Consider the following 13,849-nt stretch of genomic DNA (forward strand, 5'->3'; position numbering starts at 1 on the left):
ATCAGAGCTCGCGCAGGACCTCTGCGCGCTTCGACGAGTATTCGGACTCCGAGATCAAGCCCTCCGCGCGCAGCCGGCCGAGCTCGCCGAGCCGCGCGCTCGCGGCCGACTGCTGCGGCGCCGCAACCTCGATCACCGCTGTCGTGCCAGACTTCACCGCGTACCAAATGAGCGGCAGGATGCCGACCACGATTGCTACGAACAGCACCATGAGTGGAGCACCAGCACGTCGAGCCGCACGGGCGGCCACGCCGCATCCGCTCTGGTAGAGTATTGAGGTTGCCGTCATGACGGCCGCGCAGAAAGAGAGCCCAGGCATTCGGCCACGGGCAGCGCGCAACAAGGAGAAAGGGGATCCCATCTATGGCACTTGAAGCTGATGTCAAGAAGGCGATCATCGAAGAGTACGCGACGCACCCCGGTGACACTGGATCCCCCGAGGTTCAGATCGCGCTCCTCACGAAGCGAATCAAAGACCTCACCGAGCACCTGAAGGAGCACAAGCACGACCACCACTCGCGTCGTGGCCTGCTCCTCCTCGTCGGTCAGCGTCGGCGTCTGCTCGGCTACCTCGCCGATGTGGACATCAACCGCTACCGCAAGCTCATCGAGCGTCTCGGTCTGCGCCGCTAAGGAGCTGCGCCGCTAAGGAGCTGCGCCGCTAAGGAGCTGCGCCGCTAAGCAGAGTAGTCTCTGCGGCTGTCGCTGATACCGCGAACTTCTTCGAACGGGTCGTCACCTCCGGGTGGCGGCCCGTTTCGCGTGTCGCGGCTACACGCCGACGCGCGCGCGGTGCGCCCGCGCGGCCATGCGGTTGCCGCAGCGGGTGCTGCAGAATCGGCGCGACGCGTTCTTCGACAGGTCGACGAAGATCCCGGCGCAGTCGTCGGCGTCACAGCCGCGCAGGCGGTTCGTCTCGCCGGCACGGATGACGTCGACGAACGCCATCGCGGCCTCGACGAGGATGCGTTCGGTCAGCGGCGCGTCTTGCGAGGTCGCATGGATGTGCCAGTCGAGGTCGTCGTGCCGAACCAATCGGGGCAGGGCGTTCGCCTCGGCGAGGATCGCGTTCACCTCGGTCACGGCCTCGTCTCGGTCGAGGCGCCAGAGCGTGCGCAGGCGATCGCGCGCCGCCGCGATGTCGGCGACCTCGCGGGCGTCGCCGTCGCGGCGGCCCGAGTACCCCCACGCATCGAGGATCGCTGCCAATTGTCCGGGCGTGGAGAGCTCGTCGGTACCCGATTCGGATGCCTCGGGCACGGTGTCGGCGAGCGCGGCGACGAAGTTGAGCGCAGCCGTCGTGTCATCGGTGAAAATCATTTGACTCCTGACTTCCGTCTCCGGTACTGTCACGAGCATAACGTCGTTCGGTCATGACGAGGCCCGACGCCCCGACAAACCAAGGAGACGGTGATGCGCGGTTCGCGGGGCATCCTCGGCATCGTTCTCGGCCTCGGCGCCGGGCTCGCATTCGGCGCGGGCGGCGCGGTGGTGAAACCGCTCCTCGAGTCGGGTTGGTCGCCCGGCGCGGCGGTCTTCGCGCGCATCAGCGTCGCCGCGCTCGTGCTCATCGTTCCGGGCCTCATCGCCCTGCGCTTCGACCTCCGGCCACTGTGGCGCGCCCGCTGGACGGTGCTCGCATACTCGCTCATCGCCGTCGTCGGCACCCAGGTGGCCTTCTACGCGTCGATCGCGCTCATTCCCGTGAGCACGGCCCTGCTCATCGAGTACCTCGCGCCCGTCGCGCTCGTGCTCTTCGCCTGGGCGCGGCAGCGCCGTGCGCCGCAGCTCGTCGTGATCGCAGGGTCGGTGCTCGCGATCGCCGGCCTCGTGCTCGTCGTCGGGCCGGGAGGTGGCGGGCTCGACGTCGTCGGCCTGCTGCTCGCGGGCCTCGCGATGGTCGGCGTCTGCGTCTACTACGTGCTGGGCGAGCGAGCGGATGCCTCGGTGCCGCCGATCGCCCTCGCAGCGAGCGGCTTCGTGGTCGGTGCCATCGCGCTCGGCGCGGTCGGGGCGATCGGCATCGTGCCGTACACGGCGACCTTCGTCGACGTGCCGTACCTCGGCGCGATCGCACCGTGGTGGGCGCCGGTACTCACGGTCGGCGTCGTCTCGACCGCCTTCGCCTACGTCGCAGGCATCAGCGCGATCCGGCTGCTCGGCACCCGGCTTTCGTCGTTCCTCGGTCTCTCCGAGGTGATCTTCGCCGCGATCGTCGCGTGGTTCGTGCTCGGCGAAGCGGTCGGCCCGCTGCAGGGGCTCGGCGGGCTGCTCATCCTCGGCGGCATCGTGCTGGTGCGGTTCGAGCGGCCGCGCGATGCCGCGGCGACCGCCCTCGACATCGACCTCGTGCCGGTTCCGGCAGAAGGCCGCCATGAGTAGAGACAGGTACTCGTGGGTTGAGGAGGGAGCGCAGCGAGTGTCGCGAAACCTGCTTGCTGAATCGTTGGGGTTTCGAGACGGCGCTGGCGCGCCTCCTCAACCCGCAGTTGCCGCGCGCCGTAACACTCGGTTCGGCAGGCGTAGCGTCGAGCCATGACACGTGCGGACTGGACCCATCTCGCCGACTCGACCCAGGCGGTGCACGCCGGCAATGCCGTCGACGGCGGCTCCGGGGCCATCCGCACCCCGATCGTGATGGCGAACTCCTACGCCTTGCCCGACGATCCGTCGACGATGAGCTGGTCGGGCACCGAGGCGCCGCTCTACACGCGCAATTCGGGTGCGAACCAGATCGGCCTGCAGCGCAAACTCGCGATCCTCGAGCACGGTGAAGACGCGGTCGTGCTCGCGAGCGGCGTCGCGGCGCTGCACGCGGTGTTCTTCACATTCCTGAAGTCGGGCGACCACGTCGTCGTGTCGGATGTCTCGTACGAGGCGACCTTCCGGCTGTTCACCGAGCTGCTGCCCGACAAGTACGGCATCCACGCCGATTTCGTCGATACGAGCGACCTCTCAGCGGTGCGCGCTGCCGTGCGACCGAACACCCGGCTCGTGCACATCGAGGCGATCGCGAACCCGACGACGAAGGTGACGGATGTCGCGAGCGTCGCGGCCATCGCGCACGAGGCCGGTGCGCTGCTCAGCGTCGACTCGACGTTCACCCCGCCGCCGTTCTTCCGACCGCTCGACCACGGCGCCGACCTCTCGGTGCACTCGCTCACGAAGTACATCAACGGGCATGGCGATGCCATGGGCGGGGCGGTCATCGGCCGTCGCGAGCTCGTCGCCGAGCTGAAGGCCGATGCGATGGTCGACGTCGGCGGGGTCATCAGCCCATTCAACGCGTGGCTCATCATGCGCGGATCCGTGACGCTGCCGCTGCGCCTGCGCCAGACGTTCACGACCGCCCTGCTCGTGGCGGAGGCACTCGACGCGGACTCGCGCATCGCGTTCGTCGCGTATCCCGGTCTGTCGGGGCATCCGCAGCACGAACTGGCGACCGCGCAGTTCGGCGGAGCCTTCGGCGGCGTGATGTCGTTCGCCGTCGACGGCGGCCCTGAGGTGCAGAATGCGTTCGTCGCGGCCCTGCGCATCGTGACGTCGGCGGTCTCGCTCGGGCACGACGAGTCGCTCATCGTGCACGTCGGCACGACGGGGCCGCGAGTCGCGTTCTACCCCGAGGGGTTCAAGCGCTACGGGCACCTGCGATTCTCGATCGGGCTCGAGGGTGCCGACGATCTGATCGACGATCTGCGGCAGGCGCTCGACGCCGCAGTGGGCCCGATCGCGGGCTGAGGCCTGGCCGGTGCCGCGGCGTTGCCTAGACTCGGTTCATGCGTTTCGGCATCGTCATCCTTCCGCAGCACGACTGGCCCGAGGCCGCCCGCTACTGGCGCGGCGCCGAGGAACTCGGCTTCGATCACGCCTGGACCTACGACCACCTCTCGTGGCGTGGCCTCGCCGGAGAGCGCTGGCATGCGACCGTGCCGACGCTCACCGCGGCGGCGATGGTCACCGAGCGCATCCGGCTCGGTACCTTCGTGGCGAGCCCGAACTTCCGGCACCCGGTGCCGTTCGCGAAGGATGTCGCGACACTCGACCAGATCTCGGGCGGCCGACTGCTGCTCGGCGTCGGCTCGGGCGGCACCGGGTTCGACGCGTACGTGCTCGGCCAGCCCGAGTACTCTCCGCGGCAGCGCTTCGAGCGGTTCGTCGAGTTCACCGAGGCGCTCGACGTGCTGCTGCGCTTCGAGCAGCCGGGATCGGAGGGCATCTCGTTCGAGGGCGAGTGGTTCACGGCTTCGGGCGCCCGCATGGTCGGCGAGCCGGCGCAGCATCCGCGCATGCCGCTGCACCTGGCGGCCGAAGGCCCGAAGGGGCTCGAGGTCGCGGCGCGACTCGGTGACGGCTGGGTGACGACCGGCGGGAGTGTCGACGACACCGAAGCCTGGTGGCGGCGCCTCGCCGAGCTGAGTTCACGTCTCGATGAAGCCTGCGCGAATGTCGGGCGCGACGCGTCGAGCCTCGACCGCACTCTCTCACTCGACTCGGAGTCGCTGTACAGCCTGTCGAGCGTGGCCGCCTTCGAAGACGCCGTGAGACGAGCGGCCGAACTCGGATTCACCGACGTCGTGGCCCACTGGCCGCGCGAGCAGGGCCTCTACGTCGGCGACGAGTCGGTGCTCGACGAGGTGGCGCAGCTCATGCCGAGCCTGCGCTGAGCGTGTCGCCGAGGCATCCGCGGGTGCCGCGGCATCCGTCGCGATAGCCTGATTCTCATGCCTGCGCCCCGTTCGAAGCCGTTGCTCGCTTGGGAGCCGCTCCCGTATCTCGTCGTCCTCGTGCTGCTCCTCGCAACGGGCTTCGTGCGACCGGATGCCGCGCCGTGGCTGTTCTGGCCGTTCGTGCTGCTGATCGTGGCGGCGGTCGCGTGGCTGGTCGCCGGTCTCGTGCGCGGGTCCCGGCGGACGAACCCCGACCAGTGGGGAGACCTCACGACCCTCGACGGCATCGAACTCGTCGACGCGCCGCGGGTCGAGCGCGAGGTGCGAGCCGTCACACCCGTCGCCGACACGCACCGCCATCAACCGGCGATCGAGTTGGCACGCCTGCATGGTGGTCCGGAGCAGCACGCAGTGCTCGTGCCTCGAGCGAGCCGCTGGCTCTCGCGGCGCTACCGCATCGGAGTGCAGCTCGTCGGCGGCGACCGACCCCGCCACGCAGGGTTCCTCGATGGGGCCGCCGATGAGCGGTGGCGCGACCGGGTCGACGGCCTGCGGGTGCGCGGCCGGTATGTGCGAGTGCCCGCGCTCGTGATCGGGGACTCGCGCCCCTACAAAGTCGAACTCGACCTCAGCGGGCTCGAGCACTTCGGGGATGCCCCGACGGACTGAGCCTGCCAAAGCTGTTCAGGCCGAGGCTTCCTCGGCCTCCTGCTTGGCGAGGTCGGCGCGCACCTGCTCCATGTCGAGTGCTCGCACCTGCGAGACGAGCTCGTCGAGCATCGGCCGGGGCAGTGCACCGGCCTGCGCGAACACGCCGATGCCGTCTTTGAACGCCATGATCGTCGGAATCGATGTGATGTTCATCGCCGCGGCGAGCTGCTGCTGTTCTTCGGTGTCGACCTTCGCGAAGGTGAGGTCGGGGTTCGACTCGGATGCCGCATCGTAGTGCGGCGCGAACTGCAGGCATGGGCCGCACCACCCCGCCCAGAAATCGACGAAGACGGTGCCGCCCTCGAGGATCGTCTTCTCGAAGTCGTCGAGGGTGAGTGCAACGGTTGCCATGCCTCCAGCCTAAACGCGCTCGCTGTGCCCGCGCTCGATGTTCGCTCTGCGCGGCCTGTGCGCGACATCTGCATCCGACCGCGAGACGCCGTCGGCGCCGCATGAGCTGAAGCGGGCCTCTCGAGCGGGTTGCGTGCGCAGGATCGGACGTCGCCGGTATCGTGAGGTCGTGGTCGCATTCGGAGGAGCGCTCGGTTCGTTCCGTCGGCGCGAGCCGGTTCCCAACGGGTCGTCGGATCCGGGAGTCGCGGTCGACGAAGCCCGCCTGCTCGATGAGGCGATCCCCGATATCGACTGGCGCGCATTCCCCGCCGGCACGGAGCACTCGAGCTTCGCTGCGCCGAGCGGGGCATTGGCACGGGTCGCGCTCGGGCCGGCGTCTGCACCGCGGATCGTGCTCGTGCCCGGGGCGACGGGCTCGAAGGAAGACTTCGTGCTGATGATGCCGCTCCTCGCGGCGGCGGGCTACCGAGTCGAGGCGTTCGACCTCGCCGGGCAGTACGAATCGTGGCGAGCGGGTCCATGGAACCTCGATCCGCCGCGCGCCCGCTACGACCAACGGCTCTTCCTCGACGACCTGCTCGCGGTGCTCGACGACGGGGCGGGCAGCGCCCATGTGCTCGGCTACAGCTTCGCCGGAACGCTCGCAGAGCTCGCCTTGCTCGAACGACCCGACCGATTCGCGAGTCTCACGTTGCTGAGCGCGCCGCCAGAGTCGGGCCAGGCGTTCCGCGGCGTCAAGCGCATCGGACAGATCAGCGGCTTCACGTCGCCGCGGCAGGGTGCAACGCTCATGTTGTGGGGCATCCGAAACAACCTCAACCGGGTGCCGCCACGACGGCTCGCGTTCGTGCGCGAACGATTCGCGCTGACCCGGCGAGCGAGCGTCGACGACATCATCGCGCTCATGATGCAGACGCCCGACGTGCGCGCGAGCCTCACCGCGGCGCCCGTACCCAAGCTCGTCGCCGTCGGCGAGCATGACCTCTGGCCACGCGCATTGCACGAACGATTCGCTCGCGAGATCGGCGCCCGTATCGCGGTGTACCCCACAGGGCACAGCCCATGCGAGACCGCGCCGCACCAGCTCGTGCGCGACATGCTCACCCTCTTCGCCGCGACCGACGCCACACCGTAGCTCCAGGGCGGCGGCGGGGCCGTGCGGCGGCAGCGCTGTCTTTCGACGGGCCCGCGATGCGAGTCACGCAGGGAGCGGCTTCTCACCGTCACCGTCGTGCTCGACCACGTCGAGGCTCGGCGGCTCAGCACCCTCGGACTCCCACACCCAGGCGGGCGCACGCCGTCGTTCAGCGCGGCGCGTCAGCGGCGGCCACTCCCGTGAATCGACCGACATCGTGTGGAACGCCATCCGCGCGCGACGGGCAAGACCGTCGAAGCTGTCGAACGGCCGTGCGGAGACCCCGACCAGGAGACGTCGGTCGCGCACGACCGTCATGCCGGGCCTCATCGACCAGGCGAGGTCGAGATCGTCGTGCACGTCGGCGCGGTCGCGGTGCACGATGCTTCGGAGCTCGTGCCAGGCGTCGGCGCGCATCGCGTAGTTCGAACCGAAGATCGGCGGATGACCGAGCAGTGGACCGATCACGGTGAAGTAGCCGCCGATATAGATGTTGCGGGCGATCCAGCGCACGACGGCATTGCCGCCGTAGAACGTGCCGCCGTTCGTCACCACGGTCGGTCGGTCGGGCTGCGTCATGCGCCATTCCACCTCGGCCAGCCAGTCCGGTGCGGGCACCGAATCGGCATCGAGGCGAGCGAGCAGTTCGCCGGATGCCGCGTCGAAGCCTGCGGCAGTCGCCGGCCAGATGCCGCGCAGCGGCTCGGTGACGACACGCGCGCCGGCCGCGCGAGCGACGTCGGCCGTGGCATCCGTCGACCCGTTGTCGACCACGATGATCTCGTCGGCGGGCCGCGTCTGCCCTTCGAGCGCTTCGAGGCAGGCTGCGAGGTAGCCCGCGTCGTTCAGGCTCGGAATGATGACCGAAATCGTGCCCATCTCGGCGAGTCTAGCCATCGCGTCGCGTCGTGACGCACGAATCGTGCGTGCTCGGACGAGTTTGCGATCGCGACGCCGGTGCTCACGTACGCGTACTCCACCGAAGACGTCAACGGGGTGAAGGGCAAGAAGCTGCCCTTCTCGTTCCTTCCCGGCCGGCCCGCAGGGCACGGCCGGCGGTGGCGGAGGCCACGAACACAGCCCCATCGACTGAGGCTGGCGATCGAGGGCGGGGGTGCCGAGTCGGCAACCCCGCCCTCGACGTGCGCGGAGCCGATCGATCGGGAATAGTGGGCGAGGGGCATCCGTTATTCAAAGTGTATGCAAAAGTATGCATTACGGATACCTCGCGAGGACGAGCCCAGGAGGGCAACATGCAGTTCGGAATCTTCACCGTCAGCGACATCACGCAAGACCCCACGACGGGACGCACGCCGAGCGAGCACGAGCGCATCACCGACGTCGTGAAGATCGCCCAGCATGCCGAAGAGGTGGGCCTCGATGTCTTCGCGCTCGGTGAGCATCACAACCCGCCGTTCTTCTCCTCCTCGCCCACAACGACGCTCGCCTACATCGCGGCGAAGACCTCCACGTTGCAGCTGACGACCTCGACGACCCTCATCACGACGAACGACCCTGTCAAGATCGCCGAAGACTTCGCGATGCTCCAGCACCTGGCCGATGGCCGCGTCGACCTCATGCTCGGCCGCGGCAACACCGGGCCGGTCTACCCGTGGTTCGGCAAGGACATCCGCCAGGGCATCAACCTCGCCCTCGAGAACTACGCCCTCCTGCATCGCCTGTGGCGTGAAGACTCCGTCGACTGGGACGGCCAGTTCCGCACCCCGCTGCAGGGCTTCCAATCGACCCCGAGGCCGCTCGACGACGTGCCGCCGTTCGTCTGGCACGGTTCCATCCGCAGTCCCGAGATCGCCGAGCAGGCCGCCTACTACGGCGACGGATTCTTCGCGAACCACATCTTCTGGCCAGCGTCGCACACGCAGCGCATGGTGGCGCTCTACCGCCAGCGCTTCGAGCACTACGAGCACGGCACCGCCGCCCAGGCGATCGTCGGACTCGGCGGGCAGGTCTTCATGCGCAAGAACTCGCAAGACGCCGTGCGCGAGTTCCGCCCGTACTTCGACAACGCACCCGTCTACGGACACGGCCCGAGCCTCGAGGAATTCACCTCGCAGACTCCGCTCACCGTCGGCAGCCCTCAGGAGGTCATCGACAAGACCCTCGGCTTCCGCGACTACGTCGGCGACTACCAGCGCCAGCTCTTCCTCATGGACCACGCGGGCCTTCCACTGAAGACCGTGCTCGAGCAGCTCGACCTGCTGGGCTCAGAGGTCGTGCCGGTGCTGCGCCGCGAGTTCGCGAAGAACCGCCCGGAGACTGTTCCGGATGCCCCGACGCACGCGTCGCTCGTCACCGCGCGCAACTCCACCGCTGGTCGAGTAGCGAGCGCCAGCGAGCGTATCGAGACCCCGAAAGGCGCCGCGTTCGGCGCCGCAGCGGCGAAGGGAGCCTGATGACCACTCGCACCCTGGCCGTCGTCTCGGCAGGGCTGAGCCAGCCCTCCTCGACGCGCATGCTCGCCGACAAGCTCACCGAGGCCACCGTCGCCAAGCTCACCGAGCAGGGCATCGACACGACCGTCGAGACCTTCGAGCTCCGGGATGTCGCGACCGACATCATGAACCACATGCTGACTGGCTTCCCGAGCCCGAAGCTCGAGGCGGTCATCGAGGCCGTGACCGGTGCCGACGGACTCATCGCCGTTACGCCGATCTTCACGACGAGCTACTCGGGGCTCTTCAAGTCGTTCTTCGACGTGGTCGACAGCGCCGCGCTCGCCGACCTCCCCGTCGTGATCGGCGCCACCGCCGGTACGCCGCGCCATTCGCTCGCGCTCGACTACGCGCTCCGGCCGATGTTCACCTACCTGCACGCGATCGTCACGCCGACGGGCGTCTTCGCCGCGACCGGTGACTGGGGCGAGTCCGCCGACAGCGTGAAGACACTGCCGGCGCGCATCGAGCGGGCTGCAGGTGAGCTCGCGGCGCTCGTCGCGGCGAGCGATCGCTCGACGACGGTGCGTGACCCGTTCGCACTCGACCGTCCGTTCGGCCACCTCATCGGGGGTCTGGCGGGGGAGTGACCTCCTCGTCGGCTGAGACGAGCGAGCCGGGCTCCAGATCGTGCACCGAGTCCTTCGGCATGCCGGCTTGGCCGGTGTCCCACCCGCGAAACCACGGAGCCCACCAGATCGTCGTGCCGGCCACCCACGCGCAGACGACGAACCCGACCCAGGTCTGCGTCTCGATCGTCGATCGGCTGAGGGCCAGCGTCGTGATGATGACGGCGACCGCCGTCGTCACGACGGTGGTCGCGGTCACCGCGAGCAACTGGCGCACTCGCAGCGCCTGAGCGAACAGTGTGAGGGTGAGGGCAGCCGCGACGATCGCCGCGGCGATCGACCGCCAGACGACGTGGTTCCAGGGCTCCGACATTCCCGCTGTGAGCGCATCGAGGCTCGCGGGCAGCACTGCCGTGACCGCGAACGCCGCTGCCGCCAGCACGGCGAGGGCGACCCAGCGCCCGGGTCGGGATCGCCGGGCGGCCGGCACAGTCTGAAGCGCCCGGCTCGTCACCTCCGTCGCCGCCAGCACTGCGATGAGCGACAACCAGAAGGGCACGCCCCAGAGGCCGTAGACGAGGCACGCCGCGGCGAACACGATGAAGAGCACGATCGTGATCCCGACGAGGGTGGAACGCAGGATGGTCGCCCGTCGCTCGGCCGCGGCGATGACCCGGCGCGCCCGGCTCGACTCCTCCGTGTGATTGGCCACGACGAGCCAGTGACGCCGCCACGACGCGGCGGCGCTTGTCAACCGGAACGCCGCGAACGCGGCGACGATGACGAACATCACCCACCTCGACGTCGACGGCCAGGCCAGTGGCGCCGGATCCTCGAGCTCGGGCCAGGCGAGCAGGATGCCGCAGGCGATGATCACGATCGCGAGAATGAGTCGCGGCGGCGAGAGCACCGCGGGAACGAGCACGAGCAGGGGTCGGATGATCCACTGCAGCACCCGCATCGGCGAAAGCGTGCCGGTGCCGCGCACGAGCGCGGCGGATGCGGAACGCACCACCCGGGAGGCGAGCGCCACGCGATACCCGGAATGCAACGACTCGAGGTCCTGCGTGCCGCGCACGAGCTCCGCGCGCACGGCGTCGGCGTCGGCCGATTCGATGGCGTGCTCGTACGGGCGTGCATCGTCTGCGTTCAGTTCGAGGAGGAGCGCATCGTGGACGGTGTGCAGCTCGACATCGGCTTCGATCGCGGTGGGCATCGCGTTGCCCGGGACATCCGGAGCCCGCTCCATGCTGCCGAGCAGTTCGAGCATGCCGGCCGATGCGTCGAGGCGCCCCCACCACCAGTCGTTGCGACGCCACGCCGCACTCAGGAAGCCGGCGAAGTTCGCGATGCGGAGTCCGGCCAGCTTCGACGACGACCGCAGCTCGGCTTCGTCGTCGAGCAGCTTCACGACGCTGTCGCGGTCGAGTTGATCGATCGGTTTGGCCAGCGTCGCCCGATAGCCCTCGAGCAACTGGGCGTCGAACAGGGTTCGATAGAGCCGGGGCGAGGCAGGCTGGGTGTCGGAGCCGATGCGATGGAATCGCACGGTCGACATTGCCGTCGGCATGCCGCTGCCCGCGAAGATGAGCGGAAGATCTCTCGCAGGCAGGTCCACCGACGAAGCGGGCAGGCGGTTCCAGGGCGACTCCAGCCATCCCGACTGTTCGGGAAATCGTTCGAGCACGGCGCTCGCGTCCTGCAGCCAGCGCACGATGCGATCGAGTTCTTCCCAGAGCTCGCGTCGCCGCTCGGGGGCTGCGGCGTTCGCCGTGAGCCACGTCAGCACGAGCCGGCGCGCACGGACGTCGGAGAGCGTGCCCTCGACCTGTGGGATGCCATTGACGGCATCGAGCGTGCGTTCGACAGCCGAGTCCCTGAGATCGCGGGCCTCGCTCATCACGGCATAGAGGCACTCGCGGATCGCAGCTCGCGGGCGCGCCCGGGTGGCGGGTTCATCGCCGACCGCGGCGTCGAAGGCATGCAGCGAGACTGTCCGAAAGCTCTGGTCTTCGATGGCGCGGATCCAGGTGAGCGCGCAGTACGAGGCATCGACGAGCGTCTGGGAGCCGGCCGGGATCGCGTCGATCGGCACGCCGTCGGGGAGCGTGCCACGACTCAGATCGTCGAGCACGGCGCGAAGCGCCTTCTCGAATCGGCCGATGCTGATGCGATCGAGTGCCCGCCGGGCCGGACGGTCGACGAGATTCGTGCCGAGCGTCCACTCGCCGGGGCGAGTGAAGACCGAGCGCAGGAACGCCGCGTCGGTCGTGGATCGCAGCCGTGCGAACGCCGCGTCATGCGTCAGCGCGGCCGGGCCGTCTGCCGCGACCGGCCCGCCGTCCAGTCGCACCGCGAGCATCTCGTCGCGGCCCTTGACGACGAGCGCGGCGGTGCGCGCGGCATCGACCGCGTCGATCTCGTCTTCACTCGACTCCGACCCGGCGCGCTTGCGCACCGCGGTGAGTATCGGCGACAGGAATCGTGAGAGCGGGTCGTTCCGCGCAGTCGCCGAGTCCGGCGTCAGCTCGGGTGCCGGCCCGTTGTATGCGGTCGCACGGATGAGCCAGTGCGAGGTCTCCTTCGGTGAGGGATCCAGGTAGATCAGCGCCCGGTTCACGTGCTCGTTCGCTGGGATGTTGCGCACAGCCCGAAGCGCGCGGTCGATCGGGATGTTGTCGAGCACGCCGCCGTCGACGACCCGGAACGGATGCGCTCGACCTCGCTCCCGGTGCGCGCTGAAGACGTTGCGCATGTCGGGCGGACTCGTGATGGCGTCGGGGCCGGTGAGCGGCTCCTCGTCGGAATAGATGAGGGCCGGTTCGAACGCCCCAGGGAACGACGACGTTGCGCGAGCCGCGTAGGCGAGGCGCGCGAAGTCCCGCTTCCGCCGGATGTCGGTGGCGCTCTGGCCGGGAATGCCGCGATCGGGTACCGGATCGACGTCGGCCCCGACGAACCGGAAGTGCGCCCGGCCCTCTGCTGCACTCCGTTCGTTCGTGTCCCTCGCGTCGATGAGTGTCGCTGAGAGGTCGACGACGACGTGGGGCACAGCGAGGGCGGGATGCGGCGGATTGACCGCCTTCGGTGCCTGGCCGGCCCCACCCGGACTCACCGTGCCCGATGCGATGTCGGCGAGGGCACGATCGAGCTCGACCCAGAAGTACTCGTCGCCGCGAAGCACCGAATCGTATGCGGCACGACGCCCCGTCTGCAGCAGACCCCAGGCCGAGCCGGTGCTGAGCCACGTGCCGAGAATTCCCTCGAGTCCGACGCCGGCTCGCTGGGCGACGGCGTACATGACGCCGTTCAGGCCGCCCGCGCTGGCACCGGCGAGCACGTCGTACTCGACCCGGTCGTATCCCCTCGAGCACAGGAGTCGTGCGTAGGCGTCCGCCCGCGCGAGCAGGTGGGCGTCGGCCTCGTGCCCGTTCGGGTGGATGAGCAGCGCTTTCGGACGCGGGTCTCCGTCATCGCGGTAGATGCGGATGCGACGGAGGATGTCGAGTTCGGCGATCGCCCCGCCGATCCACACCGCAAGGCTCACTCCGCCCTTCATCGCCAGTGCGGCCCTCAAGCCTCGTGCGTGGTAGGGCCGTGCCCCCTCGGGGAGGAAGACACGCTGGTTCAGGTCGCTGGGGCCGCCCGGCGCGACCGCGCATCCGGGTTCGGGCGGTGCGAGGTCGATTCCCGCCGGCGCGGGGAAGACACCGTAGCCGCGCTCGGCCTCGCTCTCGGAATCGAGGCGGAGGGTGACGTACTCGTGAAGCAGCGGGTTCGGTGCGGACATCGGCGACTCCTCGACGGAGGTCTTGCGGGCTGGCCACATCGTACCGACGCGGCAGTACGCGCGACCTCAGGGCTCGCACCGATTCCGGCCGGGCGAAACTCGCGCCCACTCGCAAGCCTCCGGCGGCTGTACCTCGAACGGCGTGGCCACGACGCGCTCGTGATCGCCCC

The 13,849-nt window shown here is 69.1% G+C and carries 13 protein-coding genes; 8 read left to right on the forward strand and 5 right to left on the reverse strand.

Annotation, left to right across the window (positions count from 1 at the left end; genetic code table 11):
* Window position 1: 1 nt before the first annotated feature.
* Window positions 2-250 (reverse strand): hypothetical protein, encoded by a 249-nt coding sequence (locus AC1C2U_RS15440; protein ID WP_495362643.1) that lies wholly within the window; start codon window positions 248-250, stop codon window positions 2-4.
* A gap of 113 nt (window positions 251-363) precedes the next feature.
* Between AC1C2U_RS15440 and rpsO the strand changes: the two genes are divergently transcribed.
* Window positions 364-633 carry a 30S ribosomal protein S15 gene (rpsO, locus tag AC1C2U_RS15445; RefSeq protein ID WP_056658110.1) on the forward strand — a complete coding sequence of 90 codons (270 nt, stop codon included), beginning with the start codon at window positions 364-366 and terminating at the stop codon, window positions 631-633.
* A gap of 138 nt (window positions 634-771) precedes the next feature.
* On the opposite strand, the gene AC1C2U_RS15450 is transcribed toward rpsO, so the two are convergent.
* The gene (locus AC1C2U_RS15450; RefSeq protein WP_495362644.1) at window positions 772-1,320 is read right to left on the reverse strand and encodes a CGNR zinc finger domain-containing protein; all 549 of its coding nucleotides are present in this window, start codon (window positions 1,318-1,320) and stop codon (window positions 772-774) included.
* Between the two features lie 93 nt (window positions 1,321-1,413).
* On the opposite strand from AC1C2U_RS15450, the gene AC1C2U_RS15455 reads away from it, so the two are divergent.
* The 4 genes from AC1C2U_RS15455 (at window position 1,414) to AC1C2U_RS15470 (ending at window position 5,336) form a co-directional block, all read left to right on the forward strand.
* Window positions 1,414-2,382, forward strand: a complete 969-nt coding sequence (locus AC1C2U_RS15455) for an EamA family transporter (RefSeq protein ID WP_495362645.1) — start codon at window positions 1,414-1,416, stop codon at window positions 2,380-2,382.
* A 153-nt stretch (window positions 2,383-2,535) separates the two neighbouring features.
* Entirely contained in the window at window positions 2,536-3,738 is a 1,203-nt protein-coding gene (locus AC1C2U_RS15460; RefSeq protein WP_495362646.1) for a trans-sulfuration enzyme family protein, read from the forward strand.
* A 38-nt stretch (window positions 3,739-3,776) separates the two neighbouring features.
* Entirely contained in the window at window positions 3,777-4,664 is an 888-nt protein-coding gene (locus AC1C2U_RS15465) for an LLM class flavin-dependent oxidoreductase (protein ID WP_495362647.1), read from the forward strand.
* A gap of 57 nt (window positions 4,665-4,721) precedes the next feature.
* Entirely contained in the window at window positions 4,722-5,336 is a 615-nt protein-coding gene (locus AC1C2U_RS15470) for a hypothetical protein (protein WP_495362648.1), read from the forward strand.
* Window positions 5,337-5,351: 15 nt separating this feature from the next.
* Here the strand turns inward: AC1C2U_RS15470 and AC1C2U_RS15475 are convergent, their stop codons facing one another.
* Window positions 5,352-5,729 (reverse strand): thioredoxin family protein, encoded by a 378-nt coding sequence (locus tag AC1C2U_RS15475; protein ID WP_495362649.1) that lies wholly within the window; start codon window positions 5,727-5,729, stop codon window positions 5,352-5,354.
* A gap of 169 nt (window positions 5,730-5,898) precedes the next feature.
* On the opposite strand from AC1C2U_RS15475, the gene AC1C2U_RS15480 reads away from it, so the two are divergent.
* Entirely contained in the window at window positions 5,899-6,867 is a 969-nt protein-coding gene (locus tag AC1C2U_RS15480; RefSeq protein ID WP_495362650.1) for an alpha/beta fold hydrolase, read from the forward strand.
* Between the two features lie 63 nt (window positions 6,868-6,930).
* Here the strand turns inward: AC1C2U_RS15480 and AC1C2U_RS15485 are convergent, their stop codons facing one another.
* Window positions 6,931-7,746, reverse strand: coding sequence for a glycosyltransferase family 2 protein (locus tag AC1C2U_RS15485; protein WP_495362651.1), 816 nt, complete (start codon window positions 7,744-7,746; stop codon window positions 6,931-6,933).
* A 374-nt stretch (window positions 7,747-8,120) separates the two neighbouring features.
* Here AC1C2U_RS15485 and AC1C2U_RS15490 point away from each other — a divergent pair, with 374 nt between their 5' ends.
* Both AC1C2U_RS15490 and AC1C2U_RS15495 read left to right on the forward strand, forming a co-directional pair.
* Entirely contained in the window at window positions 8,121-9,281 is a 1,161-nt protein-coding gene (locus tag AC1C2U_RS15490) for an LLM class flavin-dependent oxidoreductase (RefSeq protein ID WP_495362652.1), read from the forward strand.
* Complete coding sequence (locus AC1C2U_RS15495) at window positions 9,281-9,910, forward strand: FMN reductase (protein WP_495362653.1); 630 nt, start codon at window positions 9,281-9,283, stop codon at window positions 9,908-9,910. Before AC1C2U_RS15490 ends, AC1C2U_RS15495 begins: the two co-directional genes overlap by 1 nt.
* Here AC1C2U_RS15495 and AC1C2U_RS15500 read toward each other — a convergent pair.
* On the reverse strand, window positions 9,885-13,679 hold the full coding sequence (locus AC1C2U_RS15500) for a DUF3376 domain-containing protein (protein WP_495362654.1): 3,795 nt from the start codon (window positions 13,677-13,679) through the stop codon (window positions 9,885-9,887). The genes AC1C2U_RS15495 and AC1C2U_RS15500 overlap by 26 nt on opposite strands.
* Between the last annotated feature and the right edge of the window lie 170 nt (window positions 13,680-13,849).

This window comes from Agromyces sp. Y575 (assembly GCF_059445445.1).

Bases quoted from the DNA above. Each gene is read 5' to 3' on its own strand.
- rpsO (WP_056658110.1), top strand. From the start codon at position 364: ATGGCACTTGAAGCTGATGTCAAGAAGGCGATCATCGAAGAGTACGCG.
- AC1C2U_RS15450 (WP_495362644.1), bottom strand. From the start codon at position 1,320: ATGATTTTCACCGATGACACGACGGCTGCGCTCAACTTCGTCGCCGCG.
- AC1C2U_RS15455 (WP_495362645.1), top strand. From the start codon at position 1,414: ATGCGCGGTTCGCGGGGCATCCTCGGCATCGTTCTCGGCCTCGGCGCC.
- AC1C2U_RS15460 (WP_495362646.1), top strand. From the start codon at position 2,536: ATGACACGTGCGGACTGGACCCATCTCGCCGACTCGACCCAGGCGGTG.
- AC1C2U_RS15465 (WP_495362647.1), top strand. From the start codon at position 3,777: ATGCGTTTCGGCATCGTCATCCTTCCGCAGCACGACTGGCCCGAGGCC.
- AC1C2U_RS15470 (WP_495362648.1), top strand. From the start codon at position 4,722: ATGCCTGCGCCCCGTTCGAAGCCGTTGCTCGCTTGGGAGCCGCTCCCG.
- AC1C2U_RS15475 (WP_495362649.1), bottom strand. From the start codon at position 5,729: ATGGCAACCGTTGCACTCACCCTCGACGACTTCGAGAAGACGATCCTC.
- AC1C2U_RS15485 (WP_495362651.1), bottom strand. From the start codon at position 7,746: ATGGGCACGATTTCGGTCATCATTCCGAGCCTGAACGACGCGGGCTAC.
- AC1C2U_RS15490 (WP_495362652.1), top strand. From the start codon at position 8,121: ATGCAGTTCGGAATCTTCACCGTCAGCGACATCACGCAAGACCCCACG.
- AC1C2U_RS15495 (WP_495362653.1), top strand. From the start codon at position 9,281: ATGACCACTCGCACCCTGGCCGTCGTCTCGGCAGGGCTGAGCCAGCCC.
- AC1C2U_RS15500 (WP_495362654.1), bottom strand. From the start codon at position 13,679: ATGTCCGCACCGAACCCGCTGCTTCACGAGTACGTCACCCTCCGCCTC.